We start from the raw sequence: 14,759 nt of genomic DNA on the forward strand, positions 1-14,759 counted from the left end.
ATCCGAGGCCGGGCACCGCGCGGCCGGTATTTTCAGGTGTCAGCGTGCAAGAGCCGATTGGTGCACGAAAAATGTATTATTTTTTACACATTGTGGCCGATGCGGAAATACCTGTGCCAAATCCATTGATCAATTGCCCAGCTCACGCTAGTGTAAAAGCAGGGATATATGCATCCGCATGGTGCCGCGCTTCACCGCTACGTCGTCGGCGGCAATGGCGGCTGGATCGGCATTGACCGGATTGGCATTGGCTGGAGCGGCATTGGTTGGATACGGCCTGTTGCCATCACAGCGCCGGAATATTTACGACTGAAACCACTTGGGGGATTGAATGCCATATCAGCACGGGAACCGGCCGGTTCCAAAGCGTATCGCCATCCGTGTAATGGAAACTTTCAGCCTCACGGCTGCTGCAAGCTTGCTCGCATCGGCGGCCCTGCCAGCCGCTGCGCAGGAGGCACAACCGATGCCGAAAGTCGAAATCACCGGCTCGTCGATCAAGCGCCTCAACGCCGAAACGGCGTTGCCGGTGCAATTGATCACCCGTGCCGACATCGAAAAGAGCGGAACCACCACGGCGGCGGAATTGTTGTCGAAGGTGTCCGCCAACGCGGCCGCGCTGACCGATGGCGCCAGCTTCAGCGATATTGCCGGCCAGCGTGGTTTCAACGGCGCCAACCTGCGCGGCATCGGTGTGTCCTCGACCCTGGTATTGCTCAATGGCCGGCGCCTGGCCAATTTTGCCTCGCCTGGCGGCAATGCCGGTGTCGACCTGAACGCCATTCCGTCGGCGGCCATCGACCGGGTCGAAGTGCTGAAGGACGGTGCCTCGGCCATTTATGGCACCGATGCGATCGGCGGCGTGATCAACTTTATTACCCGGCGTAATTACGAAGGCGTCGACGCAAGCGTTTATTACGCCGACACGCAGGATGGCGGCGCGCGCAAGGCGATGGCGACATTGTCGGGCGGCATCGGCGACCTGGCGACCGACCGCTACAACGTGCTGGCCGTGCTCGACTACCAGGACACGGGCAGCCTGCGCTCGTCGCAGCGCAGCTGGATCGGTTCGGCCTACCAGCCCGATATCAATCTCGATTCAGGCAGTTCGAACACGTTTCCCGCGAACTTTCGCCGCACGCGCGCCAATGGCACCACCGCCACCGGCCCGCGCATGAATCCGAGCGCGCCGGCGTGCAATCCGCCGGCAACCGTCTATGCGCCGGACAGCTTCGTCGGCCCGGCTGCCTGCATGTATGATTACATGCAGGACACGGAACTGTTCCCGGATTCGAAGCGCGTTTCGCTGCTCACCCGTGGCCAGTTCGCGCTCGACAAGGACACCACCTTGTACGGCGAATTGCTGGTCAACGAAACGTCGACCACCTACCGCATCAGCGCCTTGACGATTTCCGGCGCGATCTATCCCTTGACGGGCCAGTACTATCCCCATGCGATGGTGCCGACCAACAAGACACCGCTGAACGTCAACATGCGCCTGACCGAAGGCGGACCGCGCACCAACGACATCGAAGCGACAGCCACGCGCATGGTGCTGGGCGCGAAGGGCGTTGCGCTGGGCTGGGACTACGACATGGCGCTCAATCACAGCGTCAACAAGGTCGACGACAAGTATGTCGATGGCTACGTCCGGACCACGCTGTTCGACGAGGCTTTCGCTTCCGGCAAGATCAACCCCTTCGGTCCTTCCGGTCCGGAAGGACAGGCCCTGCTGGCGGCGGCGAAGATCAACGACCTGGCGCGCCACTCGCGCGGCACCACCGACTCGTTCGATATCAAGGCCACGCGCGAGCTGTTCGAGATGGCCGGGGGCAAGGCTGCCGTTGCGCTCGGCGCCGAATACCGGCGCGAAAAGATGGCGTTTACGCCGTCGGCGCTGCTGGCGGCCGGGGAAATCCGCGGCGAAGGCACGGCCACGCCGTTTTCCGGCGGACGCAATGTCAAGGCCGTGTATGCCGAATTCAACTTGCCCGTGCTGGCAAGCGTGGAAGCACAGCTGGCGCTGCGCCATGACCGCTACGACGACGTGGGCTCCACCACCAACCCCAAGGTGGGCGTACGGTGGAATCCGATGAAGCAGGTGGTGGTGCGCGGTTCGTACGGCACCGGCTTTCGCGCGCCGTCGCTGGCCGACCTGTACGGACCGGTGCGGCTGGGCCAGGCCAACGGCATCTACAACGACCCGCTCGGCTGCATCAAGCTCGGCGCGATCGACAACACGGAAAATCCCGACTACTGCGGCCTGCAGCCGGACAAGCTGCGGGGCGGCTCGGTCTCGCTGCGACCGGAAGAGTCGAAGCAGTTCTCGGTGGGCCTGGTGCTGGAACCGCACCGCAGCTTCACGACGACACTGGACTACTGGCGCATCAAGAAAACCGATGTGATCGTGTCGCCGGAAGGTTCCTACTTCACCGACCCGGTGCGCAACGCCGCCTACATCATCCGCGACGTGCCCGACCCGGCGCTGCCGGGTATTCCGGGACCGATCCTGTCGATCGATTCGCGCCTGCGCAATATCGGCGCGCTGGAAACTTCGGGCGCCGACCTGGGCGTCAACTGGCGCCTGCCGGCCACGGAACTGGGCCGGTTCGCCGTCACGCTGAACGGCACCTATGTGTTCGACTACAAGACGCGCGAGGCGGCCGACGGCCCGGACATCAGCGCACTGGGCGTGTACACCAACGACCAGATCATCCAGCGCTGGCGCCATACGGTGAGCGTGGACTACGAACGGGGCCCGCTCAGCCTGACCTTGCAGCAAACCTACCTGAGCGGCTATCGCGACCAGAACCTGCTGGCCGACGGCTCGGTCCACCGCGTCGATTCCTACTCCCTGCTCGACCTGACGGGCGGGTATCAGATTACGACGGGGTTGAAACTGCGGGCCGGCGTCAAGAACCTGCTCGACAAGAATCCCCCTCGTTCGAACCAGCTGTTCAGTTTTTCCGTCGGTTACGATCCCAGCTATACCGATCCGCGCGGACGCCAGTTCTACGCGGCGCTGGCTTATTCGTTCAAATAGTCCTGCACCAGGCCAGGCGCTGCTCGCCTGACCTGCGCAGTGCCCCTTACTTCGGCTTCAGGCGCCCCTGTTCATCGCGCGGGTGATGCTTCAGGCTGCCCAGCCGCAGCGCGTACTGGCGGGCGAACTCGGCACCGAGGAAGAAGATCTGGGCCGAGTAGTACACCCACAGCAGCACGGCAATGGTGGAGCCGGCCGCGCCGAAGCTGTTCGTCACGCCGCTGTTGCCGATGTATGCACCGATGCCGAATTTTCCCAGCATGAACAGCAGCGCCGTGCCGATCGCGCCGATGATGACGTCCTGCCAGCCCAACTTGATACGCGGCAACATCTTGTAGATGACACCGAACATCGTCGAGATGACGATGAAGCTGATGACGTGGTTGGCGATGGTGATGAAGAAGGTGGCCTGCGGCCAATAGCTGCTCCAGAAGCGCTGGAAGATTTCCAGCGCGGCGCTGACGACGAGGGACGTCAGGAGCAGGAAGCCGAGCGCCAGCACCATGCCGAAGGACAGCAGGCGGGTGCGGATGGTGTCCCACACGGTATTGTCCGTCACAGGGGGCAGTTGCCAGATGTCGTCCAGGCTCGTCTTCAATTCGGCGAATACGCTGGTGGCGCCGAACAGGAGGAGGGCGCTGGCAATCATCGTGGCGATGCGGCCTTCGCTTTCGTTCTTGGCACCGGCCAGGATCAGCTGGATCGCTTCCGCGCCCTGCGTGCCCATCATGCCGCGCAGTTGGTTGAAGAGTTCGCCTTGGGCAGCTTCCTTGCCGTAGAAAAATCCGGCAATGGCGATCACCAGTACGAGGATGGGTGCCAGCGAGAACAGGGTGTAGAAGGCCAGCGCCGCGCCCTTGCTGCTGCCGCGGTGGTCGAACCATTCCATGATGGCGCAATACCCCAGCTCCGGCAGCTTCTTGGCGACGTGAGGAAACTTTCTCCAATTCATTATCTTCTCCGCAAAAGCAAAAAGGGGCAGATGCCCCTTTTTGCATGGTCAGACGAACGGCTTAGTTGACGCGACGTTCGATGGTGATCTGTTCCACTTCGACGCGACGGTTCGGTTCCAGGCACTTGATCAGGTCAGCACGCTTCTTGTTGTTGCACTGAACCACCGGCTCGGATTCGCCCTTGCCCTGGGTATCCAGGCGGTCGGCGGCGACGCCCTTGCCGACCAGGTATTCCTTGACGGCGACGGCGCGACGCTCGGACAGCTTCTGGTTGTATGCATCCGAACCCATGCGGTCGGCGTGACCCGTGATGGTGATGCCCGTCACGGTGGTGTTTTCGCCCAGCACGCGTGCGATGTCGTCCAGTTTCGGCTGGTCACCGCGCAGCTTGGCGCTGTTGAACTCGAACAGTTCCGTCGTCGACATCGTCACTTTCTCGAAGCGCGCTGGCGGTGGCGGCGGCGCGACCGGTGCTGGCTGCTCAGCGACAACCGGTGCTGGCGGCGGTGCCGGTGGCGCGGCGACGGTCGGGGTCGGGCCGAAGGCGAAGTTGAAGCCGACGTTGGCGACGACGTTGTTCGAACGGTCGTGACGGAATTCGTCGCTGCCGATGAAGCCGTAGACGCTGCGCACGTCAGCCTGGAACGACACGCGGTCATTGATGACGGACTGGAAGCCCAGGCCGGCATTGACGTATGGCGAGGTGCGGTGCGGCTGAGCCAGGCTCATGCGACGGTTTTCCTTGTCGCGCTCGGCGCCGATACCGAACAGGATGAACGGACGGAAGCTCTGGCGCGAGAACATGTACAGCGCGTCCACGCCCAGCGTCTGCTGTTCGTAGCGGGCGCCGTTTTCACGCGAGCGGCCATAGGTGTAGCCCATCTGGATATCCCAGTTCGGCGACACGGCTTTACCGAATTTCAGGCCCGCGCCATAACCGGTCTTGTCGGTTGCCCAGTCGGAGTCAGGCTTGATGCCCATGACGCTTGGCTGGAAGTACCAGTTCGGATTGATGTTGGCGTCTTGCGCCGACGCGGCGAAGGAGGCGCACAGCAGGGCGGCTGCGATAGCGATGTTGTTAATTTTTTTCACTGAAAACTCCTGATGCGTTAAAAGGATAACTTGATGCGACAGCAATTCTAAAAGGAGGCGCGGGTTCCTGCTCTGCTTTTATATTGCAGCTATTGCATTGCTGTTACGTCAAGTGTAGGCGGGACCGCACCAAACCTTCGGTGCGCTAGCGCACCTAAAGCTTGCGGCAAATCAAATGTGTTGTTATTTCACAACATTAACAAATCAGGAACCCCTGTCCCGTCGCACTGTCGAACAGATATCAATATAGGACAGCTTGCGAAAAATGCATGTTATTGCTACCAAATCGCAACACATCAGAAAAAAGTCTCGTGATAGCGATTGGCCCATTTGTGTTCGTTGCCGCACAGACTTGTGTAACGCATAAGGGCATTCTTGAGTCTAAGGAAACACAAGATTACAAGATGTGGCACGGCCTCCCCCGGTTACCGTGCCTTCGGGCTACCGTTATAAGGAGTGTTCAAATGCATGCAATCCGAGAAACCCACGACCTGTCGAACAGCGATGTGATGGCCGCTCACGCGGAAGTGCGCGAGAGCTCGTCTTCGACCAGCAAGCCGCGCCTGGCCCTGGTGGAGCGCCCTGGTCCCGGTACCGAGCGCAAGGCATTGTCGCTGGCGCCGATCGAGCGTGTGCGTTCCACCTCGGCCACGCTGCGTCGCATCGAGAACATGCAAAAGCTGATCGGCGAATTGCAAAATCATGAAATGCTGGCCGATGAAATCGCCTGGTTCCTGAAGTTCTCCCCGTCCGGCGCCCGCAAATATATCCGTGACCTGCGCGAAGCGGGCGTGATCGAACTGGCCCGCTATATCGAGGGCACCGCCACCTACCTGGGCAAGGCCGTCTACCGCCTGACCCCGGATGCCGAGCGTGTGCAGGCCTTCCTGGCCGCCATCGTCCAGCCGAAACGCGAAGGCGCGCCACCGCGCAAGGAACGCCCCAGCCTGCGCGAGCAGAGCATGGCCGGCAGCGGTCGCCACTTCCACATCCTGGCCGACGACACGCATTACGCCATCCGCGTGAACCGTGGTCCCGTCACCCGCGATCCGCTGGTGGCAGCCCTGTTCGGCGCGCCGCAGTCGCTGCAGAAGGCCCAGCAATAAAGTAGTCGAGCAAGCCGAAGGGGCCGCGCCGGCCCCGCCGGTGCCGTTGAATTGCCGGCAACACACCCCATCTGTGGCGGACGTGTTCATCATGGACGGCAGAAAATGGAAGCATTGCTCAGTATCTCCCTGGTGGCGCTGGCCGTGGCCGCGCCATTCTGGTATCCCCGCTGGTCCCTGAAGCGTGCGCTGTCCCGGCCCCTGCCGCCGGATGCCGTGCAGACGCTGCGTCACTATATTCCCGTCTACGACCGCATGACCCCGGCATTGCAGCAGCAACTGCAGCGCCTTGTCGTGCAATTCCTCCATCAGAAAAAATTCGTCGGTTGCGCCGGCCTCGACGTGACGGACGAGATGCGCGTCGCCGTTGCGGGCCTGGCCTGCATGCTGCTGCTGGACCGCCCCAGCAAGGTGTACCGGCCCCTGCGCGCCGTCCTGCTGTACCCGGGCGCATTCGCCGCGCCCCGGCGCGACGTGGGGCCGGGCGGCATCGTCACGGACGTGCACCAGAGCATGCTGGGCGAATCGTGGGACGACGGCCGCGTCGTGCTGTCCTGGGACGACGTGGCGCGCGGTGCACGCGACTGGAGCAGCGGGCATAACGTGGCACTGCACGAGTTCGCCCACCAGCTCGACAGCGAGTCTGGCAGCACCAACGGCGCGCCCTACCTGGGCAGCCCGGAAAACTACCGCAGCTGGTCCACCGTGCTGTCGCGCGATTTCGCCCACCTGCGCCAGGCGGCCTGGGCAGGCGACCCGCACAGCGTGCTGGACCATTACGGGGCCACCAATCCGGCCGAGTTCTTCGCCGTCGCCACGGAGACGTTCTTCGGCAAGCCGTGGCAGTTGCGCGAGCGCCACGCGGCCCTGTATGACGAACTGCGCAAGTACTACCGCGTCGATCCCTGCCAATGGCAGGATGCGCCCGAACCCGAGCCCGTGCCGGAAGCGCCCGCCATGCCGCAGCTGCCGGCGAACCGCTCGTTTGCCTGGGCCAGCTGGTAATGGAGTTCGAGGACTTCGATGCCCTGTCGTCGGCGCCGGCTACCCAGTCGGCGGCCTTGCCGCACAGCGCCTCGCCCCTCGTGCGCCTGCAATACCTGGTCGACAACACGCCGGCACTGATCTACAGTACCGTACCCAGCGGCGACTTCAAGATGACCTTCGTCAGCAACAACGCCTTCAATATGCTGGGCTACAGGCCCGACCAGATGCTGGCCGACCCAAATTTCTGGTTCGACCACATCCACCCCGACGACGCGCCCGGCATCGTCGCCAGCCTGGCCCAGGTGTTCACGGAAGGGCAGCGGGTGTACGAGTACCGCTTCCGCGCGGCCGACGGGCGTTACCTGTGGATGCACGATACCTTGCGCCTCGTGCGCGACGACGAGGGCCGACCGCTGGAGGTGATCGGCGCGCTGACCGACATCACGGACCGCAAGGCCATGGAAGAGGCGCTGCAGGCCAAGGGCGTCGAGCAGCAGCAGCTGATCGGCAAGCTGCGCGAGGCCCATGAACAGTTGCTGCAATCGGAAAAAATGGCGTCGATCGGCCAGCTGGCGGCCGGCATCGCCCACGAGATCAACAACCCCATCGGCTTCGTCAATTCCAACATGGGCTCGCTGCAGGGTTATGTGGGCACCTTGCTGTCCGTGATCGACGCCTACGACGCGGCCGTGGCGGGGCTGCCGGCGCTGGCCGGCCGGATGGCGCCCGTGCGGGCCGAGGCGGACCTGGACTTCCTGCGCGATGACGTGACGGCCCTCGTGCGCGAATCCATCGACGGCCTGCGGCGGGTCAAGGAGATCGTCCAGTCGCTGAAGGATTTCTCGCACGTGGGCGAGACGGCGTGGCAGCTGGCCGACCTGCACCAGGGCCTGGACAGCACCTTGAACATCGTCTCGAACGAGCTGAAATACAAGGTCACGATCCTGAAGGAATACGGCAACTTGCCCCGCATTGAATGCCTGGCCTCGCAGCTGAACCAGGTCTTCATGAACCTCCTGGTCAATGCCGGCCAGGCCATCGTCGGGCGCGGTGCCATCCGCATCCGCACGGGCCTGCGCGAGGACTGGGTCTGGATCGAAATCCGCGACAACGGCGCCGGCATCGCGCCCGAGCACCTGACGCGCATCTTCGAGCCGTTCTTCACCACCAAGCCCGTCGGCAGCGGCACGGGCCTGGGCCTGTCGCTGTCCTACGGCATCGTCAGCCGCCACGGCGGACGCATCGACGTGCAGTCGCAAGTGGGCAAGGGCACGGCCTTCACCGTATGGCTGCCGGTGCACCCGCCGCGCAAGGAAGCCGTCGCCTGAGGGGAGTCAGGCCGGCACGGGCCGCTGCACGAAGATGTGCAGGCGCATGCCGCTCTTGTTCTCGAAATCCTGCACCTGGGCGATGATGCGTGCGTCCAGCACATGGTCGGCCGCCAGCAGCATCAGGCCTTCGCGGCTGACCAGGTCGCGCGCCAGCACCATGCCCGGCATCAGCTCGCCCGACAGGATTTCAACGCCGCCATGGCCCTCGCCGGCGTGGCCCGCCATGCCGCCGTCGATCACCTGCCGGAAGGCGGTCACGACGGCCGGGTCGTAGCGGCTGCCGCTGCCGTCCAGGATCAGCGAGCGCGCTTCCGGCTCGCGCAAATGGCGCTGCACCATGCCGCCCTGCTGCAGGTTGTAGTAGTCGGCCACCAGGGCCAGGATGCGCGCGCCCAGCGGAATGGCGAAGCCGGCAATACCGTCGGGGAAGCCCTTGCCATCGAAGCGTTCCAGCTGGGCCCGCACGATGGCGGCACTGCCATGCAGGTCTTCCAGCGGCATCAGGAGCTGCTGCGCGTGGATCGGGTGCTTGCGGTACTGGCCCAGGGACTGGCCGTTCATCTGCGTGAGCGGGGTCGACAGCAACTCGTCCGGGAAGCCGATCTTGCCCAGGTCGTGCAGCAGCGCGGCGACGAAGACATCCTGGGTTTCCTTCGGGTCCAGCTGCAACTGCACGGCGATGCGCCGCGCCAGGTCCGCCATCTGGCGTGCCGAGCCGGCCTGGTTGCTGCCCCGCAGTTCGGCGATGCTGGCCAGGATCTTGATGGTGGTGATGTAGTTCTGCTTGAGGCGGGCGTTGGCCGCCATGGCCGCTTCATTGGCCGCGTGCTGGCGCAACGCCAGCTGTTCCAGCCGCGTTTTTTCCAGTGCCAGCGCGCGCGTTTCGAGCGCCTGCCGCACCACCAGCAGGATGTCGTGGTCGTCCCACGGCTTGGTGATGTAGCGGTAGATCTCGCCGCAGTTGATGGCCTCGATGATGGAGTGGATATCGGAATAACCGGTCAGCAGCAGGCGCAAGGTGCCTGGCCAGCGGGCCCGCACCTGCTGCAGGAACTGGGCGCCGTCCATTTCCGGCATGCGCATGTCGGAAATGACAAGATCGACGCTCTCGCCCTCCAGTACCTGCAGGCCGGCCGCGCCGCTGGCGGCCGTCAGCACGCGGTAGCCCTTGCCGCGAAACAGGCGGCGCAGCGCGGACAGGATATTTTCCTCGTCGTCCACGCACAGGATGGTGGGCAGCGTGGCGGTGCCGGCGGCAGGGGCGGCGGATTCGGGCATGGCTTCCTCCTGTGACTGAGGTTGAAGGGCCGGAAGGAAGGCGGCAGTTTCATTATACGTCCGGGCAAGTCCGTGCGGATATGTGCGTCAGCGTACGGAAACAGGGGGGCGGGCACGGCAAGCTGGCCTGGTTCAATAACGCGGGAGAAAATAATGACAACGATCATCGCAGGACATTTCCAGTTGCAGGACCAGGTCGACAGTGCACGTCAGGCCCTGCTCGATGCGGGCTTTCCCAACGACGGCATCAGCGCCTTCTATGTGAGCCAGCCGGGCCAGCATGCCACCCATGAACTCGGCGGCGACCGCGACAAGTCGCCCGGTGCCAAGGACACGCCGGAAGGCCTGGCCAAGGGCGCGGCCACGGGTGGCGCCATCGGTGCGGCCATCGGCGCGGCCACGGTGCCGCTGACGGGCCCCATCGGACCCGTCGTCGGCGGCCTGGTAGGTGCCCACGTGGGTTCGCTGTACAGCTTCTCCGAAATGAAGGACAAGGGCGAGCCGGAGCAGGGCGGCGAGAACACCGTCGAGCCACGCTCGCCCGGCATGATGATCGCCGTCGCCCTGCCGGATGGCGACGAAGGGCGCGCCGTGCAGGTGCTGCGCGACCTGGGAGCGAACCGCATCGAAAAGGCCGAAGGCACCATCACGAACGGCGACTGGAAGGATTTCGATCCGCTGTCGCTGCCGCATCTGGTGAGCTGACACGGCAAGTTGAAACGGCGTTGGGCAGGAACAACGGGGAGGTCGCATGAGGGAGGTCACATGACGCACGCATGGTTGCTGCTCACGGGGCCGGACGGCCGCGATGTGGCCGCCCCGACGGAAGCGCAGCTGGCCGCCGCGCTGGCCCAGGTGTATGACGGCGCCATGCTGGGGCCCGACGGCGCGCCCGGCACGGCCATCCTGAAATTCGGCTATGACGACGGCTTGATGTACCAGCTGGAAGTCGGCAGCGGCGGCGCCATCCGCTACGAGGAATGGTCGGACCGCGACTGCGAGATCGCGCTGGCCGACCCGCGCCGCATGTCCGCGGGGCAGGATGACGCGCTGCAGTTGTGGAAGTGGCTGGCCCAGCGGCAAGTGGCGAAGATCCGCGACCAGGACTGGAGCAAGGCCTAGTGTGACGCGTGACGGACGCGCCGTCAGCGTGCTGTCAGTGCGCCATCAACACGGGCATTGTCATGCCGTCCAGCACCGTGCGGGTGATGCCACCCAACAGCGTCTCCCGAAAACGCGAGTGGCCGAAGGCGCCCAGCACCATCAGGTCGCAGCCCCGTTCAGTGGCCAGCTCCAGCAGCGACTCGCCCACTTGCGACGGCCGCTTCAGCAGGCCCTGGCGCGGGCTCGACGCCAGCACCAGTTCGGCCGTCACGCCGTGGCGGCCCAGCCATGCCAGCACGTCCGCGCCGGGCGTTTCACCGTACAACACGGGATGCAGGTCCGCATCCAGGATGGCGATTGTCACCTTGTCGGCCCGCCTCAAGAGGGGCAGGGCTTCGCGCACGGCACGGGCGCCTTCCTTGCTGGCATTCCAGGCAACGAGGATATCGCGGCCCGGTGCCGGCGCTCCCGCACTGGCCACGCCGGCCGCGCTGACGGAAATCGACGCGCGCGGCCTGGCCGAGTGCGGCACCACCAGCACGGGGCAGCCGGACTCCGTCAATACCTCGGCCGGGAAGCTGGCCGCGGTGCCGCGCTGGTCGGGCAGGGCCTGGCCCACGATGGCCAGGTCGGCATGGCGGCCCAGCAAGGCCAGGCCTGCGCCGGGCTCGTCGTCCAGCACGCGCTCCTCGAAGGACTGCACGCCCAGCGCGCGCAACTGGGGCGCGAAGCCGGCCAGGGCCCGCGCCGCACGGTCGCGCAGCACGTCCAGGTGGCGGGCCAGGTTCGGGTCCTCGTCGTCCACCATTTCGTTCTGGTACAGGAAGCGCGACACCCCCGTCAGCGCCACGCCGATCACGTGCGCGCCGTGCTGCAGCGCCAGTTCGGCCGCCATCAGCACGCGCGCGGCCACGTGGGGCGCTTCGTCCAGGTGTACCAGGATGGTCTTGTAGGTCATGGCTCGATTATAGGACCCGAATCGCAGCGTGCGCGCACGCCAGCTTCAGCGCCGCGCGTGCTGCTCGATGCGGGTCTGGCACTTGATGCACAGGCTCGCCTCGGGCCGGGCGTCGAGGCGCGAGAAGCCGATGGCTTCGCCGCAGCTTTCGCATGCGCCGTAGTCGCCCGTTTCGAACTTGGCCAGCGCATGGCGGATGGCGGCCAGCTGGGACAGGCGGTGCTCCTCCGCTTCCGCCTCGAGCTGGTTCAAGGTGCGGTTGCTGGCGCTGTCGGCCGGGGAGGTTTCCACTTCCTCCACGGCCGGGGTACGGTTGAACTCGCTGTTCGGCCGGCCCGCGAGCTGCCCCAGCAGCGCGGCCTTGCGCTGCTCCAGGGCCGCGCGCAGCGCCGCCGACTGTTCCGCAGTGAGCTCCTTCATGTCTTCATTGTAGTCCCTGGTTTTTGCAGCGACTCGTCTTTCAGCGCATCGAGGTGCTCGTCCAGCGTTTCCAGTGCCGTCGCCAGGTTCTGCGGATGGGCCGACAGGATGGCGGCAGCCACGCCGATCAGGCTGCCGGCGATGCCGGCGATCTCCTTGGCCCGGTCGATGCGGCGGATGGTTTCGCGCGCCCGTGCGGCCAGGCTCAGCAGCTGTTGGCCCGGTATGGCCAGCCCCGCCACGGCCAGCCGCGCCGAGTCCACGTACAGGCTGTTGGCGCTCTGGCGCAGCGCCACTTCCTGGTCGAACAGGGCCTGGGCGTCGGCCTGCGTGATGCCGCTGGCGGCGCCGCCGCCGGCCTCGTTTCCCTCATCCTCGCCGCCTTCGATCCGGTCCTGGCCATTGCGGCGGATGGCGCGCATGATGCGCTGGTGCAGTTCGTTGGCGCAGGCGGACAGGCTGTCGGCCAGCGCTTCGATATCGGCGGGCAATGTGGTGGTGGGGCTCATGGCGTGGCTCCTTGGCTGTTGCTGGGAACGGCCGGCCCGGCGGGCGCGGCGACATGGATGCTGTCAGGGACCACGCCCAGCTCGCGTGTCAGGGCCTGGTATTGTTCGCGCACCGTGTTGACATGCCGGGCCGCCAGGCTGTGGCGCAGGCCCAGCAGCCGGTACTCCGTCGCCTTGTCCTGGCGGTGGGCCCGCGCCAGCACGCCCAGCAGGCGGTCCTTGCCTTCGTTGGTGAACGGGATTTCCACATCCAGCATGCCCAGCACGATGGCGCGCTCGTTGTCATGGGTCTTGTCATAGTGGCGCAGCACCGTGCTCATCGCGTCCAGCGAGGCCTGCATGGGCTGATAGCCTTCGCGCAGCATCGCCAGCACGGCCTCGTCCTGCCTGGCCGCGCCCGCGTAGCGGGCCAGCAGGCGCGCCAGGCCGGCGTAGGCGTTGACATGGCTGTCCGTGATGCCGGCATCGGGCCACGTCTTGATATTGGTCGCCACTTCCTTGATCTGGCCGCCCATGTCGTACTGGCCGTCCCCGGCCAGGGCGCCCAGCGCGCGCATATAGGTCACGACGGCGTGGTGGATGGCGACGAAATCGGGATACGCATCGCGCCGCTTCGCGTCCAGCTGCTTTTCGCGCTGGTCGGCCACCGCCGTCAGGTAGGGCTGTTCGCGCTGGTAGGTGTCGCGGTAGCGCTGGCTCAGCTCAGCATACGACGACAGGGTGGGCGCGCCGGCGGCGAAACTGCGCACCGATTCGAGGCGCTTCTGGGTGGCGCAGCCGGTCAGCAATACCAGCGCCAGCAGGAACAGCAGCGACGCCAGGTGCGGGCAGCGCCGCGGCGCGACAGAGGGAACGACAGAAGGAACGACAAAAGGAACGACAAGGGGCAGGACGGACGGCAGAGGCATGGTAATCCTTTCTTGTGACCGGAATCATCATCTTGCTCCCTGCGAATTCACGCGCATTTGCGCGCGCGCAAAGACAAGCCCAACCGCCCCAGCTTATCGCAATTGCACAACGTCGCGCCAGCCCAATCCGGCCACCGTGTCGCGCAGCGGCCGGTACTCGCAGCCGATCCAGCCATCGTAGCCCAGCTCGTCGAGCAGGGCGAACAGGCCTGGATAGTCGATCTCGCCCGTGCCCGGCTCATGGCGCCCGGGCGCGTCGGCCAGCTGCAGGTGGCGGATCGACGACAAGGCGGCGCGCAGGGTCGCCGCCACGGGCTCGCCCATCCGGTGCATATGGTAGATGTCGTATTGCAGATACAGATTGGGGCGGGCGCCGGCGGCGATCAGTTCCAGCGCCTGGGCGCTGTGCTGCAGGAAGTAGCCGGGCATGTCGAAGCCGTTGATGGGCTCGACCAGCACGCCGATGCCGTGCGGCGCGAAGCAGTCGGCCGCATATTGCAGGTTGGCGATGTAGGCCATTCGCGCCATTGCCGGGTCCAGCCCCGGCGGGACGATACCGGCCATGCAGTGCACGTACGGCACTTGCAGCCCGGTCGCGTAGGGCAGGGCGGCCTGGACGCCGGCGCGGAACTCGCCGATCCGGGCTGGATCGCAGGCCATGCCCCGGTCGCCGCCGTCCCAGTCACCCGGTGGCAGGTTGTGCAGCACGAGGCGCAAGTCGTTCTCGCGCAGGCGCGCGCCGATGGCATCGACATCGTAGGCATAGGGGAACAGGAACTCGACGGCCTCGAAACCGGCTGCGCGCGCGGCAGCGAAGCGGTCGAGAAAGGCATGTTCCGTGAACAGCATGGACAGGTTGGCGGCGAAGCGGGGCATGGCGGCGTGGGGCGTGGTGAAAACGTCATGCTAGCAGGTCGGATCGCGGGACGAAAAAAAACCACCGCAAGCGGTGGTTTCTTCACTGGAGCAGAACCGATCAGCGGCCGCGACCGCCGCCGCCACCGCCCGTACGGGCAGGTGCCGCAGCGCCGGAGCGCTGGCCGCCGGCGCGTGGGGCGCTGGTGCGGGCC

General features: G+C 65.3%; 14 protein-coding genes. 6 read left to right on the forward strand and 8 right to left on the reverse strand.

Annotation, left to right across the window (positions count from 1 at the left end; translation table 11 throughout):
• Window positions 1-466 precede the first annotated feature (466 nt).
• Window positions 467-3,043, forward strand: a complete 2,577-nt coding sequence (locus GM672_RS13960) for a TonB-dependent receptor (protein WP_170300065.1) — start codon at window positions 467-469, stop codon at window positions 3,041-3,043.
• 46 nt (window positions 3,044-3,089) lie between these two features.
• On the opposite strand, the gene GM672_RS13965 is transcribed toward GM672_RS13960, so the two are convergent.
• Together GM672_RS13965 and GM672_RS13970 are read right to left on the reverse strand one after the other, a co-directional pair.
• Window positions 3,090-3,995: a YihY/virulence factor BrkB family protein gene (locus GM672_RS13965; protein ID WP_155471142.1), complete on the reverse strand. Its 906-nt coding sequence runs from the start codon at window positions 3,993-3,995 to the stop codon at window positions 3,090-3,092.
• A gap of 61 nt (window positions 3,996-4,056) precedes the next feature.
• Complete coding sequence (locus tag GM672_RS13970; protein WP_170300066.1) at window positions 4,057-5,088, reverse strand: OmpA family protein; 1,032 nt, start codon at window positions 5,086-5,088, stop codon at window positions 4,057-4,059.
• A 509-nt stretch (window positions 5,089-5,597) separates the two neighbouring features.
• Between GM672_RS13970 and GM672_RS13975 the strand changes: the two genes are divergently transcribed.
• The 3 genes from GM672_RS13975 to GM672_RS13985 all read left to right on the forward strand — a co-directional run bounded on the left by GM672_RS13975 (window position 5,598) and on the right by GM672_RS13985 (window position 8,509).
• Window positions 5,598-6,194, forward strand: a complete 597-nt coding sequence (locus GM672_RS13975) for a winged helix-turn-helix domain-containing protein (RefSeq protein WP_155471157.1) — start codon at window positions 5,598-5,600, stop codon at window positions 6,192-6,194.
• A gap of 105 nt (window positions 6,195-6,299) precedes the next feature.
• Complete coding sequence (locus GM672_RS13980; RefSeq protein ID WP_155471143.1) at window positions 6,300-7,199, forward strand: M90 family metallopeptidase; 900 nt, start codon at window positions 6,300-6,302, stop codon at window positions 7,197-7,199.
• Window positions 7,199-8,509 carry an ATP-binding protein gene (locus GM672_RS13985; protein WP_155471144.1) on the forward strand — a complete coding sequence of 437 codons (1,311 nt, stop codon included), beginning with the start codon at window positions 7,199-7,201 and terminating at the stop codon, window positions 8,507-8,509. The genes GM672_RS13980 and GM672_RS13985 overlap by 1 nt, the downstream gene beginning before the upstream one ends.
• A 6-nt stretch (window positions 8,510-8,515) precedes the next feature.
• Here the strand turns inward: GM672_RS13985 and nosR are convergent, their stop codons facing one another.
• Complete coding sequence (nosR, locus tag GM672_RS13990; protein ID WP_155471145.1) at window positions 8,516-9,790, reverse strand: response regulator c-di-GMP phosphodiesterase, NosR family; 1,275 nt, start codon at window positions 9,788-9,790, stop codon at window positions 8,516-8,518.
• Window positions 9,791-9,943: 153 nt separating this feature from the next.
• On the opposite strand from nosR, the gene GM672_RS13995 reads away from it, so the two are divergent.
• Together GM672_RS13995 and GM672_RS14000 are read left to right on the forward strand one after the other, a co-directional pair.
• Window positions 9,944-10,495, forward strand: a complete 552-nt coding sequence (locus tag GM672_RS13995) for a glycine zipper domain-containing protein (RefSeq protein ID WP_155471146.1) — start codon at window positions 9,944-9,946, stop codon at window positions 10,493-10,495.
• Between the two features lie 60 nt (window positions 10,496-10,555).
• On the forward strand, window positions 10,556-10,912 hold the full coding sequence (locus tag GM672_RS14000) for a hypothetical protein (RefSeq protein ID WP_155471147.1): 357 nt from the start codon (window positions 10,556-10,558) through the stop codon (window positions 10,910-10,912).
• A gap of 34 nt (window positions 10,913-10,946) precedes the next feature.
• Here the strand turns inward: GM672_RS14000 and GM672_RS14005 are convergent, their stop codons facing one another.
• From GM672_RS14005 to otnI, 5 genes are all read right to left on the reverse strand, one after another.
• Complete coding sequence (locus GM672_RS14005) at window positions 10,947-11,852, reverse strand: universal stress protein (RefSeq protein ID WP_155471148.1); 906 nt, start codon at window positions 11,850-11,852, stop codon at window positions 10,947-10,949.
• Between the two features lie 45 nt (window positions 11,853-11,897).
• Entirely contained in the window at window positions 11,898-12,272 is a 375-nt protein-coding gene (locus GM672_RS14010) for a TraR/DksA family transcriptional regulator (RefSeq protein ID WP_155471149.1), read from the reverse strand.
• Window positions 12,269-12,781: a hypothetical protein gene (locus GM672_RS14015; RefSeq protein WP_155471150.1), complete on the reverse strand. Its 513-nt coding sequence runs from the start codon at window positions 12,779-12,781 to the stop codon at window positions 12,269-12,271. Before GM672_RS14015 ends, GM672_RS14010 begins: the two co-directional genes overlap by 4 nt.
• Window positions 12,778-13,689, reverse strand: a complete 912-nt coding sequence (locus GM672_RS14020; protein ID WP_188915972.1) for a hypothetical protein — start codon at window positions 13,687-13,689, stop codon at window positions 12,778-12,780. Before GM672_RS14020 ends, GM672_RS14015 begins: the two co-directional genes overlap by 4 nt.
• Window positions 13,690-13,782: 93 nt before the next feature.
• Window positions 13,783-14,565 carry a 2-oxo-tetronate isomerase gene (otnI, locus tag GM672_RS14025; RefSeq protein ID WP_155471151.1) on the reverse strand — a complete coding sequence of 261 codons (783 nt, stop codon included), beginning with the start codon at window positions 14,563-14,565 and terminating at the stop codon, window positions 13,783-13,785.
• Window positions 14,566-14,759: the final 194 nt, after the last annotated feature.

It is taken from the genome of Pseudoduganella buxea (assembly GCF_009720835.1).
Taxonomy (GTDB): Bacteria; Pseudomonadota; Gammaproteobacteria; order Burkholderiales; family Burkholderiaceae_D; genus Rugamonas; species Rugamonas buxea.